The organism is Sulfolobus tengchongensis, from assembly GCF_036967215.1.
GTDB lineage: Archaea > Thermoproteota > Thermoprotei_A > Sulfolobales > Sulfolobaceae > Saccharolobus > Saccharolobus tengchongensis_A.
Map to the genome: position 1 here is coordinate 1,008,515 of NZ_CP146016.1, position 20,587 is coordinate 1,029,101.

Sequence of the window (20,587 nt, forward strand, 5' to 3'; positions counted from 1 at the left end):
CCCTTGTATATTACAGTAGAAGATGAGAAGTTAGAAGCAGTGAAAAAAGTTATTGAAAAATTGGAAGAACTTACTGACACTAAAATCTCATACGATGAAAGGACTAAGACCTTTAATGTTATTCCTAAAGGACAGAATCAGTACGAAGCGCTAAAGGCAGTCTCAGTAATTAGGGCTATAGGTTTAGGTTTTGACGCAGAAATCGCTTTTAAGCTACTTAGTGATGAATATATTTTGGACGTAATTGACTTAAAGGGTATAATAGGTAACAATCCAGAAGTTATGAGAAGAGTAAAAGGAAGGATAATAGGAGAAAATGGAAAGACTAAAAAAATATTACAAGAATATACCGGGGTTTACATCTCAATTTATGAACATTATATAGGTATTTTAGGACCATATGATCAAGTCCAGATAGCACGAAAAGCAATTGAGTTATTAATTGATGGTAAAGAGCATTCTACCGTGTATAAATTTATAGATAAAGCTGAAAGAGAATTAATAATTTACAAAACAAGTAAGCTAGGAAGAAAAAGAACTAACGAGATCAATGACAATTGGCAAATTGTACCTATCACTTATTGTCTTAATTACGTTAGAATATGAGTTTAAGACTTCCTTGTTTTTATCATTTTCTAGAAATACTTTCAATTCCTCAAATTGTTTCGTATAAGCTAATTTAAAGAATCTATATAGTATCTTTTTTGGTTCACTTAAAATTTCCTCTGTTAAAAGTAGGTTAGGCTTTGGTATCATTGAAAGAGTTAAATGAATTCCATCAAGCAACGCTATCATAGCTACCTTATAAGCACTGTATTCTCTAGTTGGAGATTTTTTACTAGCTTTCACCTCTACATAATACTTTACCCCATTTTTTTCCGCCTCTATATCATGTGTTGGCATATCAACTGACTTAATATTTTCAAAATTCATCTCTTGCAGAATTCTTCTTGCTCTGTACTCCATTGCAAATCCGAAAATTATGCCTTTAGCCCTCATTAGCGCATAATTTATTTCATCCTCGTCGAAGCCATATTCAGACTTTAACTCACGAATTAAATCCACATATCACTATAACTCTACTAAAAATAAAAGTTTAGCATTTTATTTTAATGCCACCAAGTCTCTTCTTACCTTCAGTCTTAATTCTATTAATCTCGTCAGCTGAGACATAAGGAGCATTTAATCCAAATTTCCTATATAGGTCATTCTCAAAGTCATATTCGGTATATATACCAACTTCATTAAGATTTCTATTCGCATCATCAATTGAGGACGAATCTTTAACAAGCTCATATAATAAGCTAGTCTCGACCACTTTAATCGGATCTAAAAAGAACATAACAGCGGAAATAGGACTAACAAAGACCCTTCTCGTGCCATTTCTAATATTTACTTCGCCGTATAGACCCCTAAATGCCTCAAATGGTATCCTTGAAGCCTCCGTATTGACGTTACTTAGCACTCTCTCAACCAGATTCGCAGTTTCCTTATCATACCCCTTGATGTCAAGTAAACCATTTAAGGAAGCGATCTCGCTTATACGTCTAAGAAAATAATCATGGGGCAATTCTCCGTCACTTCCACTACCTATTACACCTAGTGTAACCCTATAACCCTCTTCCTCCAGCTTAACAAGTGAAGCAAGAGATATAAAGTCAATAAGAGGACTGCCTAATGTATCTTCGCATCCCTTAGCTAATACATCACCACCTGCGTCAACGCCAATTACCACATCAATCTGTTCTTTATTTATAAAATCTTTTAATGAGGAATATAGACCTTTAACACCATAATTGATACATATACCGTATGCCTTGATGAAATTTAGGGAACTAATAACTCTTACAAGTTGTGGTATTATCCTCTTATTAGCTCTAACAGCATAAGTATCTATTTTAACCTCATAGATGCTATCATTTATTGGAACAGCATTTCTTAAGTCATTGTAGCAAATAGGTCCAGGTAATGGATCTTCCACATATCTTTCCCAAACTACTGCGCCTAGCAGTACTTCATAACCTAATTTCTTCATGTAGTTGTATGCGATCAACGCAGATACTACGTCCCCTCCTCCGCCTATCCCGAAAATGAACGCTTTCATATTTAAACATTTTCGTACTTTATACTTTAAGCTAAACTAGTAATACACTCATTTCATCATATCATCCTAGGATTAAGTATTATCTGATATCTCTCTCATATTTTTATCCACAAAGCAGTAGTGTAGGGATTATATCTTGAGTACGGAAATTGATAGTAAAAACGTAACAACTGATCTATTTACGATTAACGAGGAGGAAGAACTTAAGGTAGGAGAAGCGCTAGCACATATATTAGCAGCTGCCTCTATAGTAATTCGTTTAGAAGGAGAGAGTGAGGATATAAAAAATACTATAATGAAGTATGTGGACTTATGGGTTTCTAAAGTATCGCCATTAGATTATTCACCCGGTATGGCTGAGGTCATAGGCTCAAAGTTAAAAAGAAAAATTACTGATGTATTTGACGAGATTGATGAAGATGAGTTAGGAGAGATCTTAGACTTCGTTGTAAATACAAAGAAAAAACTTAATGATAAAGTAGTAGAAGTCGATATATTGGAATTAGAGGTTAAAGTGGAGAGGATTCTAAGAGTACTAGGAATAGACGTAAGTGATATAAAGCAATTCTTTGATTTTATCGACATAGAAAAGAGAGCTAATAGGCTAATCTCATTACTTACGGTCGCTGTAGGCATCGCCTCGATATGGGATGGAAGATGGATAGCGGAATCTCAATAACTGCAGAAAAGTTGATTGACCCAACCGTGAAGAAAGCGTGTAGAATGGTTGTTAAAGAGGATGAGGTGATTAAACTAGTAGGTATATCTTCTAAAAAATTAGCCTTGAATGTCATAGATAAAGTGTCTTTTTGGCTAGTTTATGAAAATAATAATCTACTTTATTGCAAATTATGTAATAGAGGACCTTTTACAAAAAAGGGGCTCTATTTACACTTAAGTAGGGTACATAGAAAAGAGATAAAGGAGATGCTAGAAGAAGAACTAAAGTATGAGATAAAGACTTTGATTTAGTTTATAGCTTAAATCTAATAAATTGTACTTAAAGCCCTATCTAAATCTTCTATGAGATCATTAACATCCTCTATACCAACAGAAAGTCGAAGGAGAGAATCAGATATCCCAACTACCTTCCTTTCCTCTAAACTTAGTGTCCTATGTGACATGGTGGCGGGATGAGAAATCACTGAGTTGACGCCACCTAGAGTTTGAGCCGGAATTATCAATTTAAGCGACTTCATAACCTTTAGTGCATTCTCTTGGTTCCCTCTAACCTCAAAACTCAAGACACCACCAAATCCTTTAAGAACCTTTTTAGCTATTTCATAATCTACATGTGATTTAAGACCAGGGTAGTATACCTTTGCTACCTTAGTATGACCTTCTAGAAACTCAGCTATCTGCTCCGCATTTCTGTTAATTACATCCATTCTTATTTTTAGCGTTTTAATTCCTCTTAAGGTAAGATACGCTGCGTGAGGATCTAAGGAAGTTCCCAAAGTCCTCCTCATCTGGTCTACAACATTTAAATGTTTACTATAACCTGCTGCTAAACCCGCTATGACGTCATTATGCCCAGCTAAGAATTTTGACGCACTGTGTATAACTATATCTGCACCTAGCTCTAATGGTTTTTGATTTATAGGGGTCGAAAAAGTTGAGTCTACCGCTAAAATACCACCTTGCTCTTTAACAACCTTTGATAGTTCAAATATATCTATAACTCTTAATAGTGGGTTGGTAATGCTCTCTACAAATACGAAATCATACTTTTTTGACTTGGCCATCTCTATAATATTGTTACTACCTGGAAATGAAGCATCAACGTTTACTCCCCAACTCCTAAGATAATCGGTAAAGAAGCGATAAGATCGGCCAAACATGTCTCGATGTACTAACACTCTATTGTTAGGCTTTAATAATGATAATGCTGTAGTTGAAATAGCCCCCATCCCAGAAGAAAATGCGATACCAATCTCAGCGTTCTCTAGCTCTGCAATTTTCTTAGCTAGTTCTAAAACTGTAGGATTGGCTTCTCTTGAATATCTGTATTTCTCCCCTTCTGGATAAAGATATGCGGTAGTTTGATATATTGGCGTCGTTATCGCACCAGTTATTTCATCAATATCTTCCTTCACTGACTTAGTTGCGTCTCTCAACCTTTACACCTCCTGCTACTTCAGCTCTAATAACTTTACATTTAACGTTAAACTCATTACAAGTCTTAGTACCTTCTTCTACAATTTTATTTTCATCGGTCATCCTATCAGCTAATACTAATAATGATGGGCCTGCACCACTTACACATGCACCAATTGCATCATATTTTATTGCTATCTCCTTAATCTTTGGATAGTATGGGAATAACGGTAATCTAGCCTTTTCTACAATCTCATCATTTAAACCTATTCGTATCAACTCTCTATCACCTGTAACAAATCCTAACAGTAATGACGAAATGCTTCTCGCATTGGATACGTAATCTGACAAATTAATCATTTTAGGTACCATCTCTCTCGCTTTTTTAGTTTTTTCCTCGATCTTTATGTTTAATGGCATAAAAAGTAAAATATCAAACGTATAATTTAAAGGTATTTCGACTACCCTTACGGGATTTACTGAAACAACGGAGACAATTCCGCCAAAGACACTTGCTGCAACATTATCTGGATGTGGAGAGCCAGAGGACGCTATTTCACCGTACATTGCATATTTAACTAGTTCTTCTCTAGACAAATTCAAATTAAATAACTCACTAAACGCTGAAACAGCTGCGGCTGCAGATGCTCCACTACTTCCTAGACCTAATCCTTCTGGAATACCCTTAATTACTTTAACTCTAAGGCTAGCTTTAATTCCTCTTTCTTCCATAAGTCTAACTAGTGGGTAAGTAGCCGAATTTTTATTAATATCAAGAGGAATATTGGAATTACTTTCAATCATAATACTTTCTCTATCTCTGTCCTCTATACAAACTTCAACTATATCGAAAAACGCGGTATGTGCCATTGACAAAATATCAAAACCAGAACCTAAATTAGCTGAACTTGAATAAGCTTTAGCTCTACTACATTCCACAACCTAAATATGGAAATTACTTATAAATTTCTTACCCCTCTCACTTATACCTATTATATACAAACACTCCTCAGTCACTTTCTTACCAGAAATGTAATTTTCAGGAGCATAAACCTTAGCCTTACCCATTAATGAATACACAGATGATGGAGATTTCAACTTAACTACAGGATTCCTTATTATCTTAGACATTCCTATCCATTCGTCGTATCCTACCTCCTCACCCTCTCCGTTAACTAAGACTTGCCTACATAATACTTTATCGTACTTTTCAACAGAGGAGTCATATAATGAACTTATTATAGCCACATCTCCAAACTTATACTCAACTGCTTTTATTGCTAATAAAGAACCTAATAGGATATTTTTAGTATCTAAGTCCAGTATCCTTTTATCTTCCTCCCCAATAATAGTTAATGATCCGTCAAACTTCCTTACATTAACTTCAATTTCCTTACCTTCCTCTACCTTCTCTCCTGGCTCAAGCATAACATAACCCTCAGTTAGAGCGAACGTACCTACCATATAACTATCAAACTTTACTGGCAAAGCATAAAATGATCCGTTAACGGCCTTCGCTAAATACACTGGAATTAAAGTGTTTCTATAATCATCAGCTTTAATAGTAAGAGCTAACTTAGCTCTTACTTTCTTCAACTCTAAATCCTCTTGACTAGGATAAAGAGCTTTCAGTACCTCAGAAACCACTGTATCAAATACAACTATAGATGATACAATATTTCCCGGTAACCCTATTACCGGCTTATTATCTACTAGACCTAAAATTGTAGGCTTACCGGGTTTTATCTTAATACCATGAATTATTATGTTACCTAATTCTCTTATTGCCTTGTGTACATAATCCTTCTCTCCTGCGCTGGTTCCACCTGTGAGTATAACTACATCTGCTAATGATGTACCTTTTTTTATTTCATTTTTAATACTATTCACGTTATCTCCTAGTAGTGTCATGCCTACTATTTGATATTTCTCCCTTAGCTTAGAGTACAGATAATGCAAATTAGATTCATAAATTTTACCGGGAGTTAACGAATTTCCTGGCTCTATGAGCTCGTCTCCAGTTGCAATAAGATATATTTTCAGTTTATCATAAACCTTCACCTTACTAATACCCAATGAAGCTAAAAGGGCTATCTTTTCATGCGAAATTACTTCCCCTTTTCTCAATATGGGGAAACCCCTAGGGATATCACTACCTACCCAACCTATATTTTGTCCAAAACTCACTTTCCTTGGTATTTTAATTTTATCGTCTATTATCTCAACATCTTCGATTTTCACTACTGCATCTGCGCCCATAGGAATTATTGCCCCAGTATCCACTTCAATTGCATCACATCCTTCTAGTCTAATATCTTTAAATTCACCAATACCTATACGATCAACAACTTTAAGCAAACCTGGAGTACATTCACTCCTTATTGCGTAGCCGTCTACATTGGACCTTGAAAATGGGGGATAATCAACTGGGGCTTTTAGACTCTCCGCTGCCAAGTAACCAAAGGCATCTTTAACTGAAATCTCTATAACTTTAGGAATAAAATTCAATTTAGTTAGATAGATATTAATGGCATCATTAATAGTGTATAAGGAGTCATCCCTAACAATAGTTCTCATAAAAAAATAATATCTTATACGATTAAAAAGTTATGAGAGACGCCTTTTCTAACTCATCTAAAACCATTACTACGGGGTCACGGACTTGTGATACGTCTAAATTAGCTTCCTTACTTAACTCATTAACTATGTCGTCTACGCTCCTATTACCATCACACATAGCCCAAATGTAATAAGCTATGGGTGCAAGCTCGTATATCTTATCATCCGTTACCTTAACTATGTAATTATCTCCTTCTTCGCTCCTATCTATCAATTCTCCTACTTTTTTCGGTTTCTTATCCTTTACATCATCAAAATTCATTCCTCTTCTCCCTCCTCACTTTCTTGCCTTCTACCACCTCTTCTACCGCCATATCTTCTTCCTCCTCCTCTAAAGCCTCTCCCTCCTCCACGCATTTGCTGAGGTGCTGTAGGGGTGTTCTCTGGGATTTGAGATGAATCTGGAAATCCGTCTTCACTAGCTTCTGAAATCTTAGTCTTACTTCCAGCATTTAACTGGACTTGTCCTTTAAAAGCAGTAGTCCATGCATTTTCGATTTTTATTACTTGACCTTCTTTTATAGAACCTGCATGTTTACCCCATAAGGTTAGTTTTACTCTACCAGTTTCATCTCCAACAATTGCCTCGCTTATAGTCCTTACACCATTTTTGGTTTGTATCTGTCTTGCTTCGTTTGCTTCTAAAACTCTTACAGTTACATCTACACTTTCCATATTTGGTTTTAGATTACCTATTTTTTCTTCCATTCGACTCGACTCACAGATTTGTTAGTCTATACTCTCTTTGAAACCATATATAAATCTTTGTATTAATTAAAGAGTACCGTCAACTTCAGTTAATTTAAGGGTTTTTATCAATGACTAGACCAATTATAATATTTAGTTCAAAAAGTGTAATTTTTCATTTAAATAGAAGATAATAGATATTTTCAATATATCTTAAAAATATAAAACAAAAATTACAAAAACCAAAAATCTCATCCACAAAATATCGTCCAACGTAAAAGGACGTTCTTAATTTTTGTTTATAAGCTAAAATTGAGAAGTAAAGAATGGGATAGAATTGAGTGAAAAGACATTACTTGAGTTACCCAAAAAATTCATGGAATCACTAATGGCACCATTCGTAGGCAGAGAAGAAGAAGCAAAAGTTATCACATTAGCCTTACTTAGTAAAGAACACGTAATCCTAATAGGAGAACCAGGTACTGCTAAATCAGCGCTAGCTAGAAGAGCAGCCGAGCTGTTAAATGCTAAGTTCTTCATGTATCTATTAACGAAATACACAGAGCCTGCAGAACTGTTCGGAGCACTGGACATAAACGCTTTGAAAGAAGGTCAATATAAAAGAATTACTAAGGATAGATTACCAGAGAGTCAAATAGCTTTCTTAGACGAAATATTTAACGCTAATTCAGCAATACTTAATGCTCTCTTATCGCTTTTAAACGAAAGAGTGATTTATGATGGTTATAATGTAATAAAAGTACCTCTAAGGACACTGATTTCGGCAAGTAATAGGGTACCTGATGAACCTGAATTAGAAGCACTGTACGATAGGCTGTTATTAAGACATTACGCCAGGCCCGTAGGAGAAGAGTTATGGAAACAGTTACTAGATGCGACTTGGGAAATAGAATTTACTAATAAATGGGCTGTTAAAGAACCGATAATGAATATAGAACATTTAGACAAATTATACTCATATTTATCCCAAGTTGACTTATCGGGTGTTAAGAATAAATTATTAAAACTTTACGCAATGCTAGAAGAAAAGGGAATTCACTTATCTGATAGAAGAAAAGGGAAAGTTCTGAAGGTAGTTTCTGCGCATGCTATATTAAATGGAAGACTCAAAGCAACTGAAGAAGATTTAATTGTATTGAAATATATAGCCCCAAGAGAAATTGATGATTTTGAAAAAGTTTCTGCATTACTATCAGAAGAACTAAAAACTCCAATCAAATACATGAAAGAATTAAATGAGATTTATAATAATATTAAAGAAGCAGCAAAATATGTTGATGCAGCTAACGAATCTGATCCAAGGTTAATTGAATTAATCAGAAGTCTAAGAGCAACAAGAGATAGAATAGTTGCTCTAGGTAAAGAAAGTGGTGATGAAAAAGTGGAAGAATTCTCCAAAGAAGTTTTAAGTGAGATAGATAAATTAATAGAAAAAGTGGCTAGGAAATTAGGGATTTATCCATGAGCGAAGAGGAAGGTGTATTAAGAGGGATTGATTATAAAGATCCTTTAGTAAAATATAGAGGAGAAAGGATCTCATACACCTTAAAGAAGCTACTCGGAAGAGACGTACAATTAAATGAGACCTTTTTAGTTGATACATATTACGTTCATTATCTTCCATTACCAATAACTAAAGGAAAAAGCGAAATCCAAAAAGGCCAAGAAATTACGTATTCGCTAGTAGACGCAACGTTATCCTCTGACGTAGTTTTGAAAAATAGGGAATATTCAATAGTAAACTCTGCGGTGAGTCTAGCTCTAACCGTAAGTTACGTACAAAACTTAATTGAGGAATTAGAGAGAATAAAGAAAACCTCCCAGTCAATGGAGGAGAGAGAAGCAGCTGAGGAAATTTTAAATGGTCTAATGAAAGGAAGTTCACCAAAAGAAGGTAAAGAGCAGAAGAATGTAAACCAACAGTCAATGGAGAAAGTTATGAGACAAGCGCATGAGAAGGCCATATCTAAAGCTATAGAAGATGCCAATTCAGTAAGAAATATGCAGAAAATCGTAGGAGGAAATGGTGCGGGCACTGGAAGCGTTCTAACATTTGAGGGTGAAGTCCACGAAGTATTAAGACTTGCGAGAAATACCGAGGTTAAAAAGATCCTAGAATTCTTAAGTGGAATTCCAAAACTAGGTAGTATAACAAAGAGAAGAACAACTAGATTCTCAAAAGGCGAACTTTATGGATATGAAGAGGGAAGCGACATAGAGAGAATAGTTTACTCTGAACTTGCCTTACCGGACATATTATTTTACTTGAAACTAGCTGAAGGACAACTATTATTGTATCAAAAACAGATTAAAGAGACTTTAGGTCCAATATATCTACTACTGGATAAATCTGGTAGTATGGATGGAGAGAAAATATTGTGGGCTAAAGCGGTAGCATTAGCCTTATACAGTAGAGCAAGAAGAGAAAATAGAGACTTCTATCTGAGATTCTTTGACAATATTCCTTATCCATTAATCAAGGTTCAGAAAAACGCTAAAAGTAAAGATGTAATCAAGATGATTGAATATATAGGAAAGATAAGAGGTGGAGGAGGTACTGATATAAGCAGATCAATAATCTCAGCATGCGAGGATATTAAAGAAGGTCACGTAAAAGGAGTAAGTGAAATAATCTTGCTTACCGATGGAGAAGATAAAATAGCAGAGACTACAGTGAGAAGATCATTAAAGGAAGCCAACTCCCAACTTATTAGCGTAATGATTAGAGGAGATAATGCTGACCTTAGAAGAGTTTCAGACGAATATCTGGTAGCATATAAGCTGGATCATGAGGATCTATTAAAAGTTGTAGAATCTTAACATAAGGAGGCCTCAACTTCATTCTCCCACGGGACTCGCGGGCGTCTGTTGAGTATGGCCGTCTTATATAGAATACGGAAAAAATAATTATGAAGTTTTCTGTTGCTTTTGTTTCCTTATACTTTCTACGAAATTCTTTATGAATTCAAAATCGCTTTTTAAACCTTCACTATTATTCTCTTGTATCCACATCAGTCCGCCTGCAGCATCTATGATTTCACCTTTAAGTTGTAGATCTTTTATTCGTTCTTTCCAATTGAAAACGTCTTTTGAAATTACTAAAACGTAAATTTCACCTTCGTTTCTAACATGGACCTTACCCCAAAAATAGTCACCAAAGCTATAGTTTAGCTCTTTAGCAAATGGACTTTTGCCAGGCCTTTCAGACACTTTTATCCATTCATCTGCCTTACCACCAATATCTTGAATTATCTTTTTTATCTCCTCACTCATTTACACCACTCCCTTAGCCCGTAATGTTTCAATTGCAAGCTTTCCTATTCCTAATTCCTCTGGGCTAAATCCAAATGATAAACCAAGTAGTTGAGTTATGTATATTGCTGGCATAACCCACTTTACATTAAATTCTGCTTGAACTTTAAGTTGCAAGGAATCCAACTGAAGATGGCATAGACTACACGGATGGATAATTATATCTGCACCCGCTTCTTTAGCGCCATTAAGAACATTATATGCAAGTTTTAGTGCGCCTTTAGGATTGCTACCTACTAGAGGGAATCCACAACATGATGTCATAGTGGGGAAAGGTACTGGTATTGCTCCGGTAACTGCAACTAAATCAGCTAAGCTATGAGGATTATATGCTTGTTCAAACCCCATTATCTGCTCTGGTCTTAACATTTGACATCCATAATATGTACCTACCTTTAAACCAGTTAGCGGCTTCTTTACGTGTTTCTTTATATTTTCTATACCTATATCTCTTAACAGAACCCATACAATATGTTCAGCATCTGCTTTACCATCGTACTTAACAGAAGTACCTTCTAATCTTTTTTCGACTTTCTTTTTAATATCCTTATCCTCCTTATATTTGTACGTAGCAAGCCTATGGCTATGAAGACAAACACTACAAGGAGTTGTCATCTTATTTAATCCTAACTTCTCAACTTGGGATAAGTTCCTTAGATTTAACGCAACATGACCAACTTCGTCATATTCGTCTAAGAAACCACCACCACAACAATTCCAGTCTGGAACTTCAACTAATTCAAGCCCTAAGACTTCTGCTACTTTTTTAGTTGCAATGTCGACATCCTTTGATAATCCGTGAGTAGCACAACCAGGATAATAAGCTACTTTCACTTTTATTCACCACCCATAATCTTTTTGATTTCATTAATATTTTGTACTGATCTCTCTTGTACTAATGCATATTTAAGCTTTCCTGTCTTAGACATATAGATTAGATCTATAAGTGACTGCAATACTCCATAAGTTTTTAAATAAACTGCCGCTTCGGCTAGTTTTCCAGTTTTGGTAATAGACTCATATATAGCCTCGACGTGTTTTTCACCTCTTTCTGCAACATCTGATTTCTCTTTGTATAGTTTAGTAAAGCTCCTAGTCTTCTTAATTGCAGTAACTGGCTCAACGTCCCTAGGACATACGTTAAAACATTGATAACAATAAGTGCAACGCCAAGCGCTATCAATCAGAACCTTCATTCTTTCCTCAGTTATTGTATCTCGTGGATCAGCTAGGAATCTATAACCCTTTGCATGGGCAGCGGGACCTAGGAATTGTGAATCAATTACTACTGCGGGACAAGCAGATACGCATAACCCACACCATATACATTGTGCGAACTTCCATAATTCCTTTTGATCTTCTGGTTTAAGTCTATGTTCAGCCTTGCCTTCTAGTACTTCATTAGCTGGATAAAGTCTAGGCTTGACTTTAAACATTCTCTCATAAAACTCATCCCAATCAACTATCAGATCCTTTATAGGCCTGAAATAATCCATGGGTTCTATTGTTATCACATTACTATTATGTTTCTTAACAACATCTAGAACTAATGTTTTACAAGCCAATCTTGGTTCACCATTAATTTTCATACCACAGCTTCCGCATACTGCCATATGGCATGATGCCCTATAGGATAGAGTTGGGTCTTGTTCGCTCTTTATCCTTCTTAGAGCCTCTGTAAATTGTGTAAATCTATCGACCTTTAATTTATACTCTTGCCACCAAAAGCCTTTCTCCGGATTAAATCTCTTAACTTTCAATATAACTTCTTCCTGTTGTTCTTGAGACATCCTTAGTACACCCTAGGTTCTGGTTTCCATCTAGTCATTTTAACTGGTTTATATGTTACCTCAACTGTATTTCCTCTTAAATACGCAATAGTATGCTTCAACCAGTTATTATCATCCCTCTCCGGATAATCTGTCCTATAATGGGCTCCTCTGGATTCCTTTCTCTCTAAGGCCGATTTAGCAATAACTATGGCTAAATCCATCATATTTCTCATCTCTAGAGCATTAAAGAATTCCGTATTGTAAACTTTGCTTTTATCTGTCACATACATGTTATTTACCATGCCTCTTAGCTTGTTTATCTCTGAAAGAGCGTTAAGTAGTCCTCCTTCATCCCTATATATTCCAACGTAATCCCACATAACGTCTCTTAACTTTTCTAATATTTCACCAAAATGTACCCCGCTTTCACTCTTAACGAATTTATAAGCTTCATCAACAACCTTCTCAGCTTCTTTTTCATAATTAGATGTTGGTGTATGAGTACTGGACTTCAGAAATTCCACCACAGTTCTACCTGTCTCTTGTCCAAATACTAAAGTGTCTAAAAGCGAATTAGATCCTAACCTATTGGCACCGTGCACAGACACACAAGCTGCTTCGCCCGCTGAGAACAACCCTACTATATCTGGATTCCTACCTTTTATGTCAACATCTATTCCACCCATGTAATAATGTTGGGCTGGTCTGACAGGTATAGGTTCTGAAAACGCATCAACGCCTGCAAAGTTCTTTGCTGCCTCAACTGCTAGAGCAAGTCTCTCTTTAATATACTCCTCTCCTAAATGCGTCAAATCTAAACCTACGTATCCGCCGGGGAATCCCCTTCCCTCCTTTATTTCAGTAATAATTGCCCTTGATACTATATCCCTAGGGGCTAAATCCAATTTCTTAGGGGCATATCTGGCCATGAACCTTTCTCCTTTTATGTTCTTTAATATTGCTCCTTCTCCCCTAGCTGCTTCACTAATTAGAACGTCTGATGGATATAATGCTGTTGGATGGAATTGTACGAATTCTGGATCTTTTAGAGATGCACCAGCTCTTAAGGCTATTCCGAAACCATCACCAGTATTAATATAACTATTTGTTGTATGTCTATATAACATCCCCATACCTCCAGAGGCTATTACAACAGCTTTAGTCTTAAAGAAGAAGGGTGTCATGGTTTTCATTTGCATCGCAACTATGCCTGCGACCTTTTTATCGTCTACTACTAAATCTAATGCAAACCACTCATTATAGAAGTCTACATTTAATCCAGATGTTCTTTCAAACAGTGTATGTAAGAGTGCCATACCAGTCTTATCGCCGACAAATCTAGTCCTTGGGTATGTCTGCCCTCCGAAATATCTAACTGCTACTCTCCCATCGGGTTGTCTATTAAACAATGCACCCCATCTTTCAAGTAACATTACGATATCTCCTGATCTATTCGAAAGTAATTCTGCTGCATCTTGGTCAACCAGATAGTCTCCGCCTTTCACAGTATCATATGTCATATAGTCCGGACTATCATTCGGATCTGAATTCCCTGGAATATAAGCTGCTATTCCACCTTCTGCAGCTGCAGAATGAGATCTAGTAGGGAAAACCTTTGAAATAACAGCAACTTTAAAACCTGCAGAAGCTATCTCATGAGCGCTCATTAATCCTGCTAATCCTCCTCCAATTACCACTGCATCGTATTCGATTTTCTCCATACAACTTTATATTTGCATAATAGTTTTTAAGTATTGTTTCTACAGTTTTATAAAAGATCTAATAGGGTATTTACTATATACTTTGGCTTTATATTACTTTTTTCAACATCTTCACTGCTTGATATACCAGTTAGTACTAGTGCTGTATCTGCACCTATATTATATCCCATTTGGATATCAGTCTCTATCTGATCTCCTATAACTAATATTTTATCTAATTTTTCAACATCAGAGATTTTCATTGCTATTTGTATTATCCAAGGATTTGGTTTCCCTGCAATAAAATCTGGGTCTCTCTTTAGTGCATAGATTATCGAACTCGCTAAGGCACCTGCACCTAGCTTCAATCCATCCTTAGCTGGCCAGAGCCTATCCATATTAGTGACTACAAATTTAGACCCTTTACTTATACATCTCATTGCTAATGATAATTTATCATATGTACTTAATCTATCTAATCCCAAGACTACAGCATCCGGTAATATCTTCTCAACTTCAACACTTGATAATACCGAGAAACCATGATTTTTTAATTCCTCAATTAGACCCTCTTCTCCTACTGCAAATACTGATTTAACGTTAAGCTTCTCCTTCATATAAATAGCTGCTGCCAGACCACTAGTTATTATCATTTCGGGTGTTACTTTTAGACCTAAATATGACAATTGCCTTGATAATAAAATCCTGCTAAAGCCGGAGTTGTTAGTTACAAATATAATTTTTGTGCCCTTATCTTGAATCTTTCTTAATGCTTGTATGTTTTCCCATATTGGTTCGCCTTCTCTTACAATCACACCATCTACATCACTTATTACTAGCTGATAATCGTTAAGGGAAGCCAATTTTCATCAGTGCCTCCATTTTTTCTTTTATCTTAGATTCCAGCTCTTCATTATTTTTATTTACAAAACCAAAAAGTCCGAAGGCATTATATAGGGCATTATCACAATCCTCCCATTTTCCGATAGTTTCTGGCATTATCTTGAAGTAGTAATAATAACTACGTTCAAATAGATATAGCAAAAATACTTTACCTCCTTTTTCAATTATGTATAGATCGCAGTAATCTAATGAATTCTTTATTAACCTATCTACACCGAGTTTGGCCTTATCTAGTAACAAAACTATTTTATTTCACCCCATTAACTTATCAAGAGCATGGACACTGAAAGTTTAACAAGGAAATACTACAGTTATCTTAAATCTTTACCAAATATAAAAATGTTCTCGATATTGTCATCGGCAGAAGTAGCACTTATAGTCTTCAGAAGCTTTCAACTAACATTCGATTATCTGTATTCTTTCATATTATATTCAGCATTATTAGCAATAATTTTTAGAAGTAAAATAAAACTGACTTTATTCATGATGGATCTTACTGCAATACCATATCTTTTGCTTCCGCTATTGGCAATACCTTCCCTTTTCGCCTTTGGGCTCTTCATGCCATTAATGGCGTATATTCTTTTAGGTAGTTATAAGGAAGTACAGTCAATATTCCTATCTGCAATAGCTTCTTATCTTCCAGCAGTATTTTATGTTAAATACGCGATTGTTTTTCTACTTTACATAATCGTCATAGGCTTAGTGTTCCATCTATATATTTACACAGTGAATAGAAAAGGAATAAAGATACTCGGATTTAAATCAACGCAGGTAGCCATTCCTTTTATAACCGCAATAACGGAAAAGAACAAGGTACCATTAGAGAATTTCCTTAACTTCATATCCATAAAAACTAATTTAAACGTCTTTATGTATAAGCTTGATAATTTCCTCTTCATAATACCACAAATTCATTTTGGAGTTTTTGACAGCGTTGGAAGTTCAAGGCTAATTTACGATATAGAAAAATTATTAGGAAATAATGTACTGGTGTTTCATGGTCCCGGTAGTCATGAGTTAGATCTTCCATCTACTTCTGAAGTAAATAAAGTACTAGATTCAATAGTGAAAGGCGTATCAAATAATTTCGGGTGGAATAAGGCAACGTTTTATGGTATTTCAAATGAGAGACGTGAAAATTTTGAGATAACATCGCTTGAATTTGATAAATTCCGAGTATCATTTATGGAAAGACCAGAATTGGGTATTGACGATTTGCCCTCCTCTTTATGGAAATACATATTATCTTCAAACAACTACGTAGTAGATTGCCATAACTCCTTTATGATAAAGGAATACAGTAAAGAGGAAATTGATAATTTAAAATCCTTTGTAATGGAACAAAGAGGAGTTAAGAGCCAAAGACAACTTATGCTAGGATATGCTGAAGGAAGGATAGAAAAAGTCTGTGAGGGATTGTGCGATAATCGTATACGCGTTTTTACGTTTAGTGATGGGGTAAAGAAAGTATCACTCACATATATTTATGCCAACAATTCGTCTAAGCAACTTGGCGACGCGATTGCTAAAGCCGTGAACCAAATAGTTGATAAAGTAATCTTAGTAACTCCAGACGATCATTCTTGCACTGGAGTAAGTTTAGGAATCACCTACTCACCAGCGATGTTCTGTGAAGCAATAGTAAACAAGGCCTCAGAATTAATTAAGGCTTCCTTACAGAACATGAAGGAAATAACCACAATTGAATATAAAGTAATTAAAATAAAGGGTGTTAAAATAATTGGAAGAATGATCTCGATTATGCTTAAGGCCTTAGAAGATGTAGGAGGTTATGCATCAAAAACTTTTTGGATTCCACTAGTCGCACCATATATTCTATTAGTAATAATATTATTTTTCCAAAGCATTATTAAAATCTAGAATTATAGCATCAACGTTACTTTTCCATCTCATTAAATCTTTAGGATCTGATGGGAAATGTCTATATACTTCTTTGATCTTCTTCATATATTCAGCAACTGTTTTTAGCTTAAATAGTAAGGAGGGTTTACCAAGAGCCATTATAACTCTCATAGCTTTTTCGGCTGTTGAGAGCTGTAAGTCTCCGCTGGAACTAGCTTCTAATAAGTCCTCTTCCCTTATAACTCTCCTATTCATTCCGTAGTTTATCTCATCATCACTTAATCTTTGCAAAAACCTCCTAAATAAATCAAGACTAGCTTGCTTAGCTCCATATCTCTCTATATAGCATTCATTGGCACTCCATAATCCCTTCGCGGAGAAATCGTTATTTTCGAATGCGTTAAGTATCGCCTTACCTACACAATAAGCTGAAATCATTGCTGATCCTTTTCCTCCTCCATGAACCGGATTTACCGTAAATGCAGAGTCACCTATGACTGCTATCCCATCCCATACAATAGTTGCAAGAGGTCTTCTAGTTGGAACTAAAGCTCCTCCCTTAACTATTATCCTTTCTTTATCTACATCTGGCGCATAATAATTTAGGTACTTGGTGTAAAATTCATGAATACTGGGATATCCCATTCCTCCTTGTATTCCCAGACCAACATTAACCTTGTTTGGCCCTTTAGGAAAATACCACCAATATCCTCCAGGTGAAGCTTTTTGTGTTATAAATATTTTTAAGTATGGATAATCTTCTATATCATCCTTAGTGTATAACACTTCCCTATACGCTACGTCCGCATCTCTATCATCTAAACTTTCTGTTACTGGAAACTCAAATGGGAGTTTACTCCTAAAACTCATAGAATAGCCAGTTGCGTCTACTGTTATCTTAGCCTTTATTTCCATCATTTCATTAGTTCTTCTATTAAATAGAACTGCGCCTTCGACCTTATTGTTGGACAATATTGGCTTCATAGCAGTAGTTAAATCTAAAACCTCTACTCCCCTATCCTTAGCTTCTCTAACTAGTCTCTGAACATAATTAGGAGAGTCTATTTCAAAACCTTCTCCTTTAACAGTCCATACGGTTTTCATATCTGGACTATATAGTTTTATACCCTCTACCTTCTCCTCTAATTCTTTACCTTGTGGATAAGGCATGCCGAGATTATCAAAATGCTCCTTACTTATTGCATCCCCACAAGGCTTATCTCCGAATCTATTCCAAGGTTTACTATCTATTGCCAGAACCTTAAGATTAGTTTGAGACAATTTCCATGCTAAGGAAGCACCTGCTATACCTAAACCTATAATTAGGACGTCATAATCTCCTTTCTTCAAGGTTGCACCACTATCTACTTCCTTCATAGAATAAAAATTTATTTACAATAATCCTTTATAATATTAGCTTTTATCGAATTGGGAATTTTATATATTATTTTTTCCATAAATTGTTTGTTATTACTATCACAATATATTATTATACCTTTCATATCTTGATATTTTTCCAAAATTGTTTTCATCATCTGATCAATTTCTTCTGGACTCCATATGTAAATATAAGTGCCTAAATCTATATTGTCTAAAAGGGACTCTCTAGCATTTTGCACGAACTCTGGATAAGAAATGGAAGAAATAAAATTTATTACAAGTTTTTTACTCCCATTCAGCCTACAATCCTTAAACATCATCCTTATAAAATTAGGTATATCTTCCGGACTTGCAGAGGAGATCACTACAATAGGTCTATTTTCAAGTTGCATAAGCTATTAGTACGACCCAAATTTAAATCGTTTATGAAAATACCATGTTTAATCATCAATCATCTTAAGAAAGAAGAGGAATAATTGTAATATATGATTGTGCTAATTAAGTATAGGGTATTAGATAAGAATATCAGGAAAATAGTGGACTCTCTAAGAAAGTTACCTTTTATAAAAGAAATAGTATTTTACAGTGGTGAGAAAAGTAGTATCTCAGCTAATAATTATAAAATATGGGAAGAAGGTTCCGATTTAAATCCTATAGATGAAATATATGATGTAAAAATATTGGAACTTACAAGAAGAATGTATTTTCCAGCATGCGGTTAAGTCCTGAGATTTCTGATGTAAAAATTAGAATCAGTAATTACTATATATCCCCTAGCTTCTGGTGGGAATTCCCTAGTTATACCACCACTGTATACTACTCTAGCCAATTTATCAGCCTCTAATCTCTTGTACTGACCAATTATTAGCCAATCCCATGGTCCTGCTCCAATACTTTTCCTTAATTGATCTATTTCGCCTTGATGACCATGTATTATATAATATTTTACTGAGGAAGCCTCTGCAATATACATCGTCGTGCCAATTATCTCTTCTCTGTATCTGGGTTCTGCTGTTATACATTTTATTGCATGTGGATCCATATCTCCTTGCACGTAAATTATTTGAGCCCAAGGCGCTATACTTCTTATAACATAAAGTACATCAATAACCCTCGGACACTCATAGTCCCAATAACATTGTGTTGTATCCCCATTTAGCACAATAATTTCTGGTTCTTCCTTTTTTATAATGCTTGATAGCGTGCTTTCCACATGAGGTTCAGGAAATCTAATATTGCTCATCACTAAAATTTTCATTTATATTTCACCTTCAAATACAAATACTCTCTTAACTCCATCAGCGGAGATAACACCCCTAGCCATACCTTTTGTATTGTAATAACTTGACGCGTTACCATATTTATCTAATCCTATCATGCCTATATTATCCTTTCCAAAGATTTTAGTTATTTTATTTATTACAGCTCTTAACGCATCATCTATGTTAAATCCCATTGATACTAAAATATCAACTTCCTTAGCTGGCAACATTCTCAAAATTATTTCGCCTATTCCGGTAGTGGAAATCGCAACGTTAGATGTTGCATAGTATCCTGCACCTGGAATAGGAGAATCCCCTACTCTACCAGGTAGTTTACCTCTTATTCCACCCGTACTGGTTCCCGCTACAAGATTTCCTTGTAGATCTAGGGCTACAGCACCTACAGTATCACCGGAAATCTCGCTCTTCGAAAAAGTTGAATTATCTCCTTGAGGATTATTACTTGCTATCATTAATACGTGTCTGTTTTGCTTTAAAATCTCTAAAGCTTTCTTTATCGCACTTCCTTCCCTTAACCCCATTATACCGCCTGCTTGAAGGGTATTTCCTATCATTATACCAGCGTCCATTTCAATATATCCAGCAGAATTCTTTACACTCCCTTTCCCTGCATCAAAAACTCCGGATTCTTCCATATAATATATGGCCTCAACTACTGCCTCCACTGCAGAACCTTTTCTAAATTCATAATACCCTCTTTCTAATGCTTCACTTATTACTAACTTTACCTTATCTTGATCTGGTAGTTGCCAACTTCCTGCTCCTCCATGTATCACAAGGACTGGTAAACTATATCTCACAATCTTCTATTGGGAATAGATATTTTTATTTTCTAATTAGTTG

The 20,587-nt window shown here is 35.4% G+C and carries 24 protein-coding genes; 7 read left to right on the plus strand and 17 right to left on the minus strand.

Annotation, left to right across the window (positions count from 1 at the left end; genetic code table 11):
• Positions 1 to 3: 3 nt before the first annotated feature.
• Complete coding sequence (locus V6M85_RS04645) at positions 4 to 606, plus strand: KH domain-containing protein (protein WP_422398135.1); 603 nt, start codon at positions 4 to 6, stop codon at positions 604 to 606.
• Here the strand turns inward: V6M85_RS04645 and V6M85_RS04650 are convergent.
• Positions 523 to 1,065, minus strand: coding sequence for a hypothetical protein (locus V6M85_RS04650; RefSeq protein WP_338603607.1), 543 nt, complete (start codon positions 1,063 to 1,065; stop codon positions 523 to 525). The two genes, V6M85_RS04645 and V6M85_RS04650, sit on opposite strands and share 84 nt — an antisense overlap.
• A gap of 31 nt (positions 1,066 to 1,096) precedes the next feature.
• Positions 1,097 to 2,104: a DUF1152 domain-containing protein gene (locus V6M85_RS04655; RefSeq protein ID WP_338603610.1), complete on the minus strand. Its 1,008-nt coding sequence runs from the start codon at positions 2,102 to 2,104 to the stop codon at positions 1,097 to 1,099.
• A gap of 136 nt (positions 2,105 to 2,240) precedes the next feature.
• Between V6M85_RS04655 and V6M85_RS04660 the strand changes: the two genes are divergently transcribed.
• Together V6M85_RS04660 and V6M85_RS04665 are read left to right on the plus strand one after the other, a co-directional pair.
• Positions 2,241 to 2,783, plus strand: coding sequence for a hypothetical protein (locus V6M85_RS04660; protein ID WP_338603612.1), 543 nt, complete (start codon positions 2,241 to 2,243; stop codon positions 2,781 to 2,783).
• Positions 2,762 to 3,076 carry a hypothetical protein gene (locus tag V6M85_RS04665; protein WP_338603614.1) on the plus strand — a complete coding sequence of 105 codons (315 nt, stop codon included), beginning with the start codon at positions 2,762 to 2,764 and terminating at the stop codon, positions 3,074 to 3,076. The genes V6M85_RS04660 and V6M85_RS04665 overlap by 22 nt, the downstream gene beginning before the upstream one ends.
• Before the next feature lie 14 nt (positions 3,077 to 3,090).
• Here the strand turns inward: V6M85_RS04665 and V6M85_RS04670 are convergent, their stop codons facing one another.
• Genes V6M85_RS04670 through ssb form a run of 5 tightly spaced genes read right to left on the minus strand, consistent with a single transcriptional unit; the run spans position 3,091 to position 7,528 of the window.
• Positions 3,091 to 4,221 carry an aminotransferase class I/II-fold pyridoxal phosphate-dependent enzyme gene (locus V6M85_RS04670; protein WP_338603615.1) on the minus strand — a complete coding sequence of 377 codons (1,131 nt, stop codon included), beginning with the start codon at positions 4,219 to 4,221 and terminating at the stop codon, positions 3,091 to 3,093.
• Positions 4,205 to 5,140 (minus strand): homoserine kinase, encoded by a 936-nt coding sequence (locus tag V6M85_RS04675; protein WP_338603618.1) that lies wholly within the window; start codon positions 5,138 to 5,140, stop codon positions 4,205 to 4,207. Before V6M85_RS04675 ends, V6M85_RS04670 begins: the two co-directional genes overlap by 17 nt.
• 3 nt (positions 5,141 to 5,143) lie before the next feature.
• Positions 5,144 to 6,778 carry a molybdenum cofactor synthesis domain-containing protein gene (locus tag V6M85_RS04680; RefSeq protein ID WP_338603620.1) on the minus strand — a complete coding sequence of 545 codons (1,635 nt, stop codon included), beginning with the start codon at positions 6,776 to 6,778 and terminating at the stop codon, positions 5,144 to 5,146.
• Between the two features lie 22 nt (positions 6,779 to 6,800).
• Positions 6,801 to 7,082 (minus strand): PqqD family protein, encoded by a 282-nt coding sequence (locus V6M85_RS04685; RefSeq protein ID WP_338603622.1) that lies wholly within the window; start codon positions 7,080 to 7,082, stop codon positions 6,801 to 6,803.
• Positions 7,079 to 7,528 carry a single-stranded DNA binding protein gene (gene ssb / locus V6M85_RS04690; protein WP_338603625.1) on the minus strand — a complete coding sequence of 150 codons (450 nt, stop codon included), beginning with the start codon at positions 7,526 to 7,528 and terminating at the stop codon, positions 7,079 to 7,081. Before ssb ends, V6M85_RS04685 begins: the two co-directional genes overlap by 4 nt.
• 316 nt (positions 7,529 to 7,844) lie before the next feature.
• Here ssb and V6M85_RS04695 point away from each other — a divergent pair, with 316 nt between their 5' ends.
• Together V6M85_RS04695 and V6M85_RS04700 are read left to right on the plus strand one after the other, a co-directional pair.
• On the plus strand, positions 7,845 to 8,993 hold the full coding sequence (locus V6M85_RS04695) for an AAA family ATPase (RefSeq protein WP_338603627.1): 1,149 nt from the start codon (positions 7,845 to 7,847) through the stop codon (positions 8,991 to 8,993).
• Positions 8,990 to 10,348 (plus strand): vWA domain-containing protein, encoded by a 1,359-nt coding sequence (locus V6M85_RS04700; protein ID WP_338603629.1) that lies wholly within the window; start codon positions 8,990 to 8,992, stop codon positions 10,346 to 10,348. The genes V6M85_RS04695 and V6M85_RS04700 overlap by 4 nt, the downstream gene beginning before the upstream one ends.
• A gap of 87 nt (positions 10,349 to 10,435) precedes the next feature.
• Here V6M85_RS04700 and V6M85_RS04705 read toward each other — a convergent pair whose 3' ends face one another.
• Genes V6M85_RS04705 through V6M85_RS04730 form a run of 6 tightly spaced genes read right to left on the minus strand, consistent with a single transcriptional unit; the run spans position 10,436 to position 15,461 of the window.
• The gene (locus V6M85_RS04705; protein ID WP_338603631.1) at positions 10,436 to 10,801 is read right to left on the minus strand and encodes a succinate dehydrogenase; all 366 of its coding nucleotides are present in this window, start codon (positions 10,799 to 10,801) and stop codon (positions 10,436 to 10,438) included.
• A complete protein-coding gene (locus V6M85_RS04710; RefSeq protein WP_338603633.1) occupies positions 10,802 to 11,674 on the minus strand; it encodes a CoB--CoM heterodisulfide reductase iron-sulfur subunit B family protein in 873 nt (290 codons plus the stop codon).
• A 2-nt stretch (positions 11,675 to 11,676) separates the two neighbouring features.
• The gene (locus V6M85_RS04715) at positions 11,677 to 12,630 is read right to left on the minus strand and encodes a succinate dehydrogenase/fumarate reductase iron-sulfur subunit (RefSeq protein ID WP_338603636.1); all 954 of its coding nucleotides are present in this window, start codon (positions 12,628 to 12,630) and stop codon (positions 11,677 to 11,679) included.
• 2 nt (positions 12,631 to 12,632) lie between these two features.
• Positions 12,633 to 14,333 carry a succinate dehydrogenase flavoprotein subunit gene (locus V6M85_RS04720; protein WP_338603638.1) on the minus strand — a complete coding sequence of 567 codons (1,701 nt, stop codon included), beginning with the start codon at positions 14,331 to 14,333 and terminating at the stop codon, positions 12,633 to 12,635.
• Positions 14,334 to 14,380: 47 nt separating this feature from the next.
• Positions 14,381 to 15,175, minus strand: coding sequence for an HAD-IIA family hydrolase (locus V6M85_RS04725; RefSeq protein WP_338603640.1), 795 nt, complete (start codon positions 15,173 to 15,175; stop codon positions 14,381 to 14,383).
• Positions 15,162 to 15,461, minus strand: coding sequence for a hypothetical protein (locus V6M85_RS04730; RefSeq protein WP_422398136.1), 300 nt, complete (start codon positions 15,459 to 15,461; stop codon positions 15,162 to 15,164). Before V6M85_RS04730 ends, V6M85_RS04725 begins: the two co-directional genes overlap by 14 nt.
• Before the next feature lie 30 nt (positions 15,462 to 15,491).
• On the opposite strand from V6M85_RS04730, the gene V6M85_RS04735 reads away from it, so the two are divergent.
• Positions 15,492 to 17,099: a DUF2070 family protein gene (locus V6M85_RS04735; RefSeq protein ID WP_338603645.1), complete on the plus strand. Its 1,608-nt coding sequence runs from the start codon at positions 15,492 to 15,494 to the stop codon at positions 17,097 to 17,099.
• On the opposite strand, the gene V6M85_RS04740 is transcribed toward V6M85_RS04735, so the two are convergent.
• The gene (locus tag V6M85_RS04740; RefSeq protein ID WP_338604604.1) at positions 17,070 to 18,431 is read right to left on the minus strand and encodes a digeranylgeranylglycerophospholipid reductase; all 1,362 of its coding nucleotides are present in this window, start codon (positions 18,429 to 18,431) and stop codon (positions 17,070 to 17,072) included. The genes V6M85_RS04735 and V6M85_RS04740 overlap by 30 nt on opposite strands.
• A 38-nt stretch (positions 18,432 to 18,469) precedes the next feature.
• Entirely contained in the window at positions 18,470 to 18,853 is a 384-nt protein-coding gene (locus V6M85_RS04745) for a DUF5751 family protein (protein ID WP_338603647.1), read from the minus strand.
• A gap of 93 nt (positions 18,854 to 18,946) precedes the next feature.
• On the opposite strand from V6M85_RS04745, the gene V6M85_RS04750 reads away from it, so the two are divergent.
• Positions 18,947 to 19,183: a hypothetical protein gene (locus V6M85_RS04750; RefSeq protein ID WP_338603651.1), complete on the plus strand. Its 237-nt coding sequence runs from the start codon at positions 18,947 to 18,949 to the stop codon at positions 19,181 to 19,183.
• Here the strand turns inward: V6M85_RS04750 and V6M85_RS04755 are convergent.
• Both V6M85_RS04755 and V6M85_RS04760 read right to left on the minus strand, forming a co-directional pair.
• Positions 19,180 to 19,719, minus strand: coding sequence for a phosphoesterase (locus V6M85_RS04755; RefSeq protein WP_338603653.1), 540 nt, complete (start codon positions 19,717 to 19,719; stop codon positions 19,180 to 19,182). The genes V6M85_RS04750 and V6M85_RS04755 overlap by 4 nt on opposite strands.
• Positions 19,720 to 20,544, minus strand: coding sequence for an isoaspartyl peptidase/L-asparaginase (locus tag V6M85_RS04760; RefSeq protein WP_338603655.1), 825 nt, complete (start codon positions 20,542 to 20,544; stop codon positions 19,720 to 19,722).
• Between the last annotated feature and the right edge of the window lie 43 nt (positions 20,545 to 20,587).

Excerpts from the sequence above, each read along its gene's own strand:
- V6M85_RS04680 (WP_338603620.1), bottom strand. The coding sequence starts at position 6,778 with ATGAGAACTATTGTTAGGGATGACTCCTTATACACTATTAATGATGCC.
- V6M85_RS04750 (WP_338603651.1), top strand. The coding sequence starts at position 18,947 with ATGATTGTGCTAATTAAGTATAGGGTATTAGATAAGAATATCAGGAAA.
- V6M85_RS04700 (WP_338603629.1), top strand. The coding sequence starts at position 8,990 with ATGAGCGAAGAGGAAGGTGTATTAAGAGGGATTGATTATAAAGATCCT.
- V6M85_RS04755 (WP_338603653.1), bottom strand. The coding sequence starts at position 19,719 with ATGAAAATTTTAGTGATGAGCAATATTAGATTTCCTGAACCTCATGTG.
- V6M85_RS04720 (WP_338603638.1), bottom strand. The coding sequence starts at position 14,333 with ATGGAGAAAATCGAATACGATGCAGTGGTAATTGGAGGAGGATTAGCA.
- V6M85_RS04705 (WP_338603631.1), bottom strand. The coding sequence starts at position 10,801 with ATGAGTGAGGAGATAAAAAAGATAATTCAAGATATTGGTGGTAAGGCA.
- V6M85_RS04665 (WP_338603614.1), top strand. The coding sequence starts at position 2,762 with ATGGATAGCGGAATCTCAATAACTGCAGAAAAGTTGATTGACCCAACC.
- V6M85_RS04685 (WP_338603622.1), bottom strand. The coding sequence starts at position 7,082 with ATGAATTTTGATGATGTAAAGGATAAGAAACCGAAAAAAGTAGGAGAA.
- ssb (WP_338603625.1), bottom strand. The coding sequence starts at position 7,528 with ATGGAAGAAAAAATAGGTAATCTAAAACCAAATATGGAAAGTGTAGAT.
- V6M85_RS04655 (WP_338603610.1), bottom strand. The coding sequence starts at position 2,104 with ATGAAAGCGTTCATTTTCGGGATAGGCGGAGGAGGGGACGTAGTATCT.
- V6M85_RS04735 (WP_338603645.1), top strand. The coding sequence starts at position 15,492 with ATGGACACTGAAAGTTTAACAAGGAAATACTACAGTTATCTTAAATCT.
- V6M85_RS04745 (WP_338603647.1), bottom strand. The coding sequence starts at position 18,853 with ATGCAACTTGAAAATAGACCTATTGTAGTGATCTCCTCTGCAAGTCCG.
- V6M85_RS04715 (WP_338603636.1), bottom strand. The coding sequence starts at position 12,630 with ATGTCTCAAGAACAACAGGAAGAAGTTATATTGAAAGTTAAGAGATTT.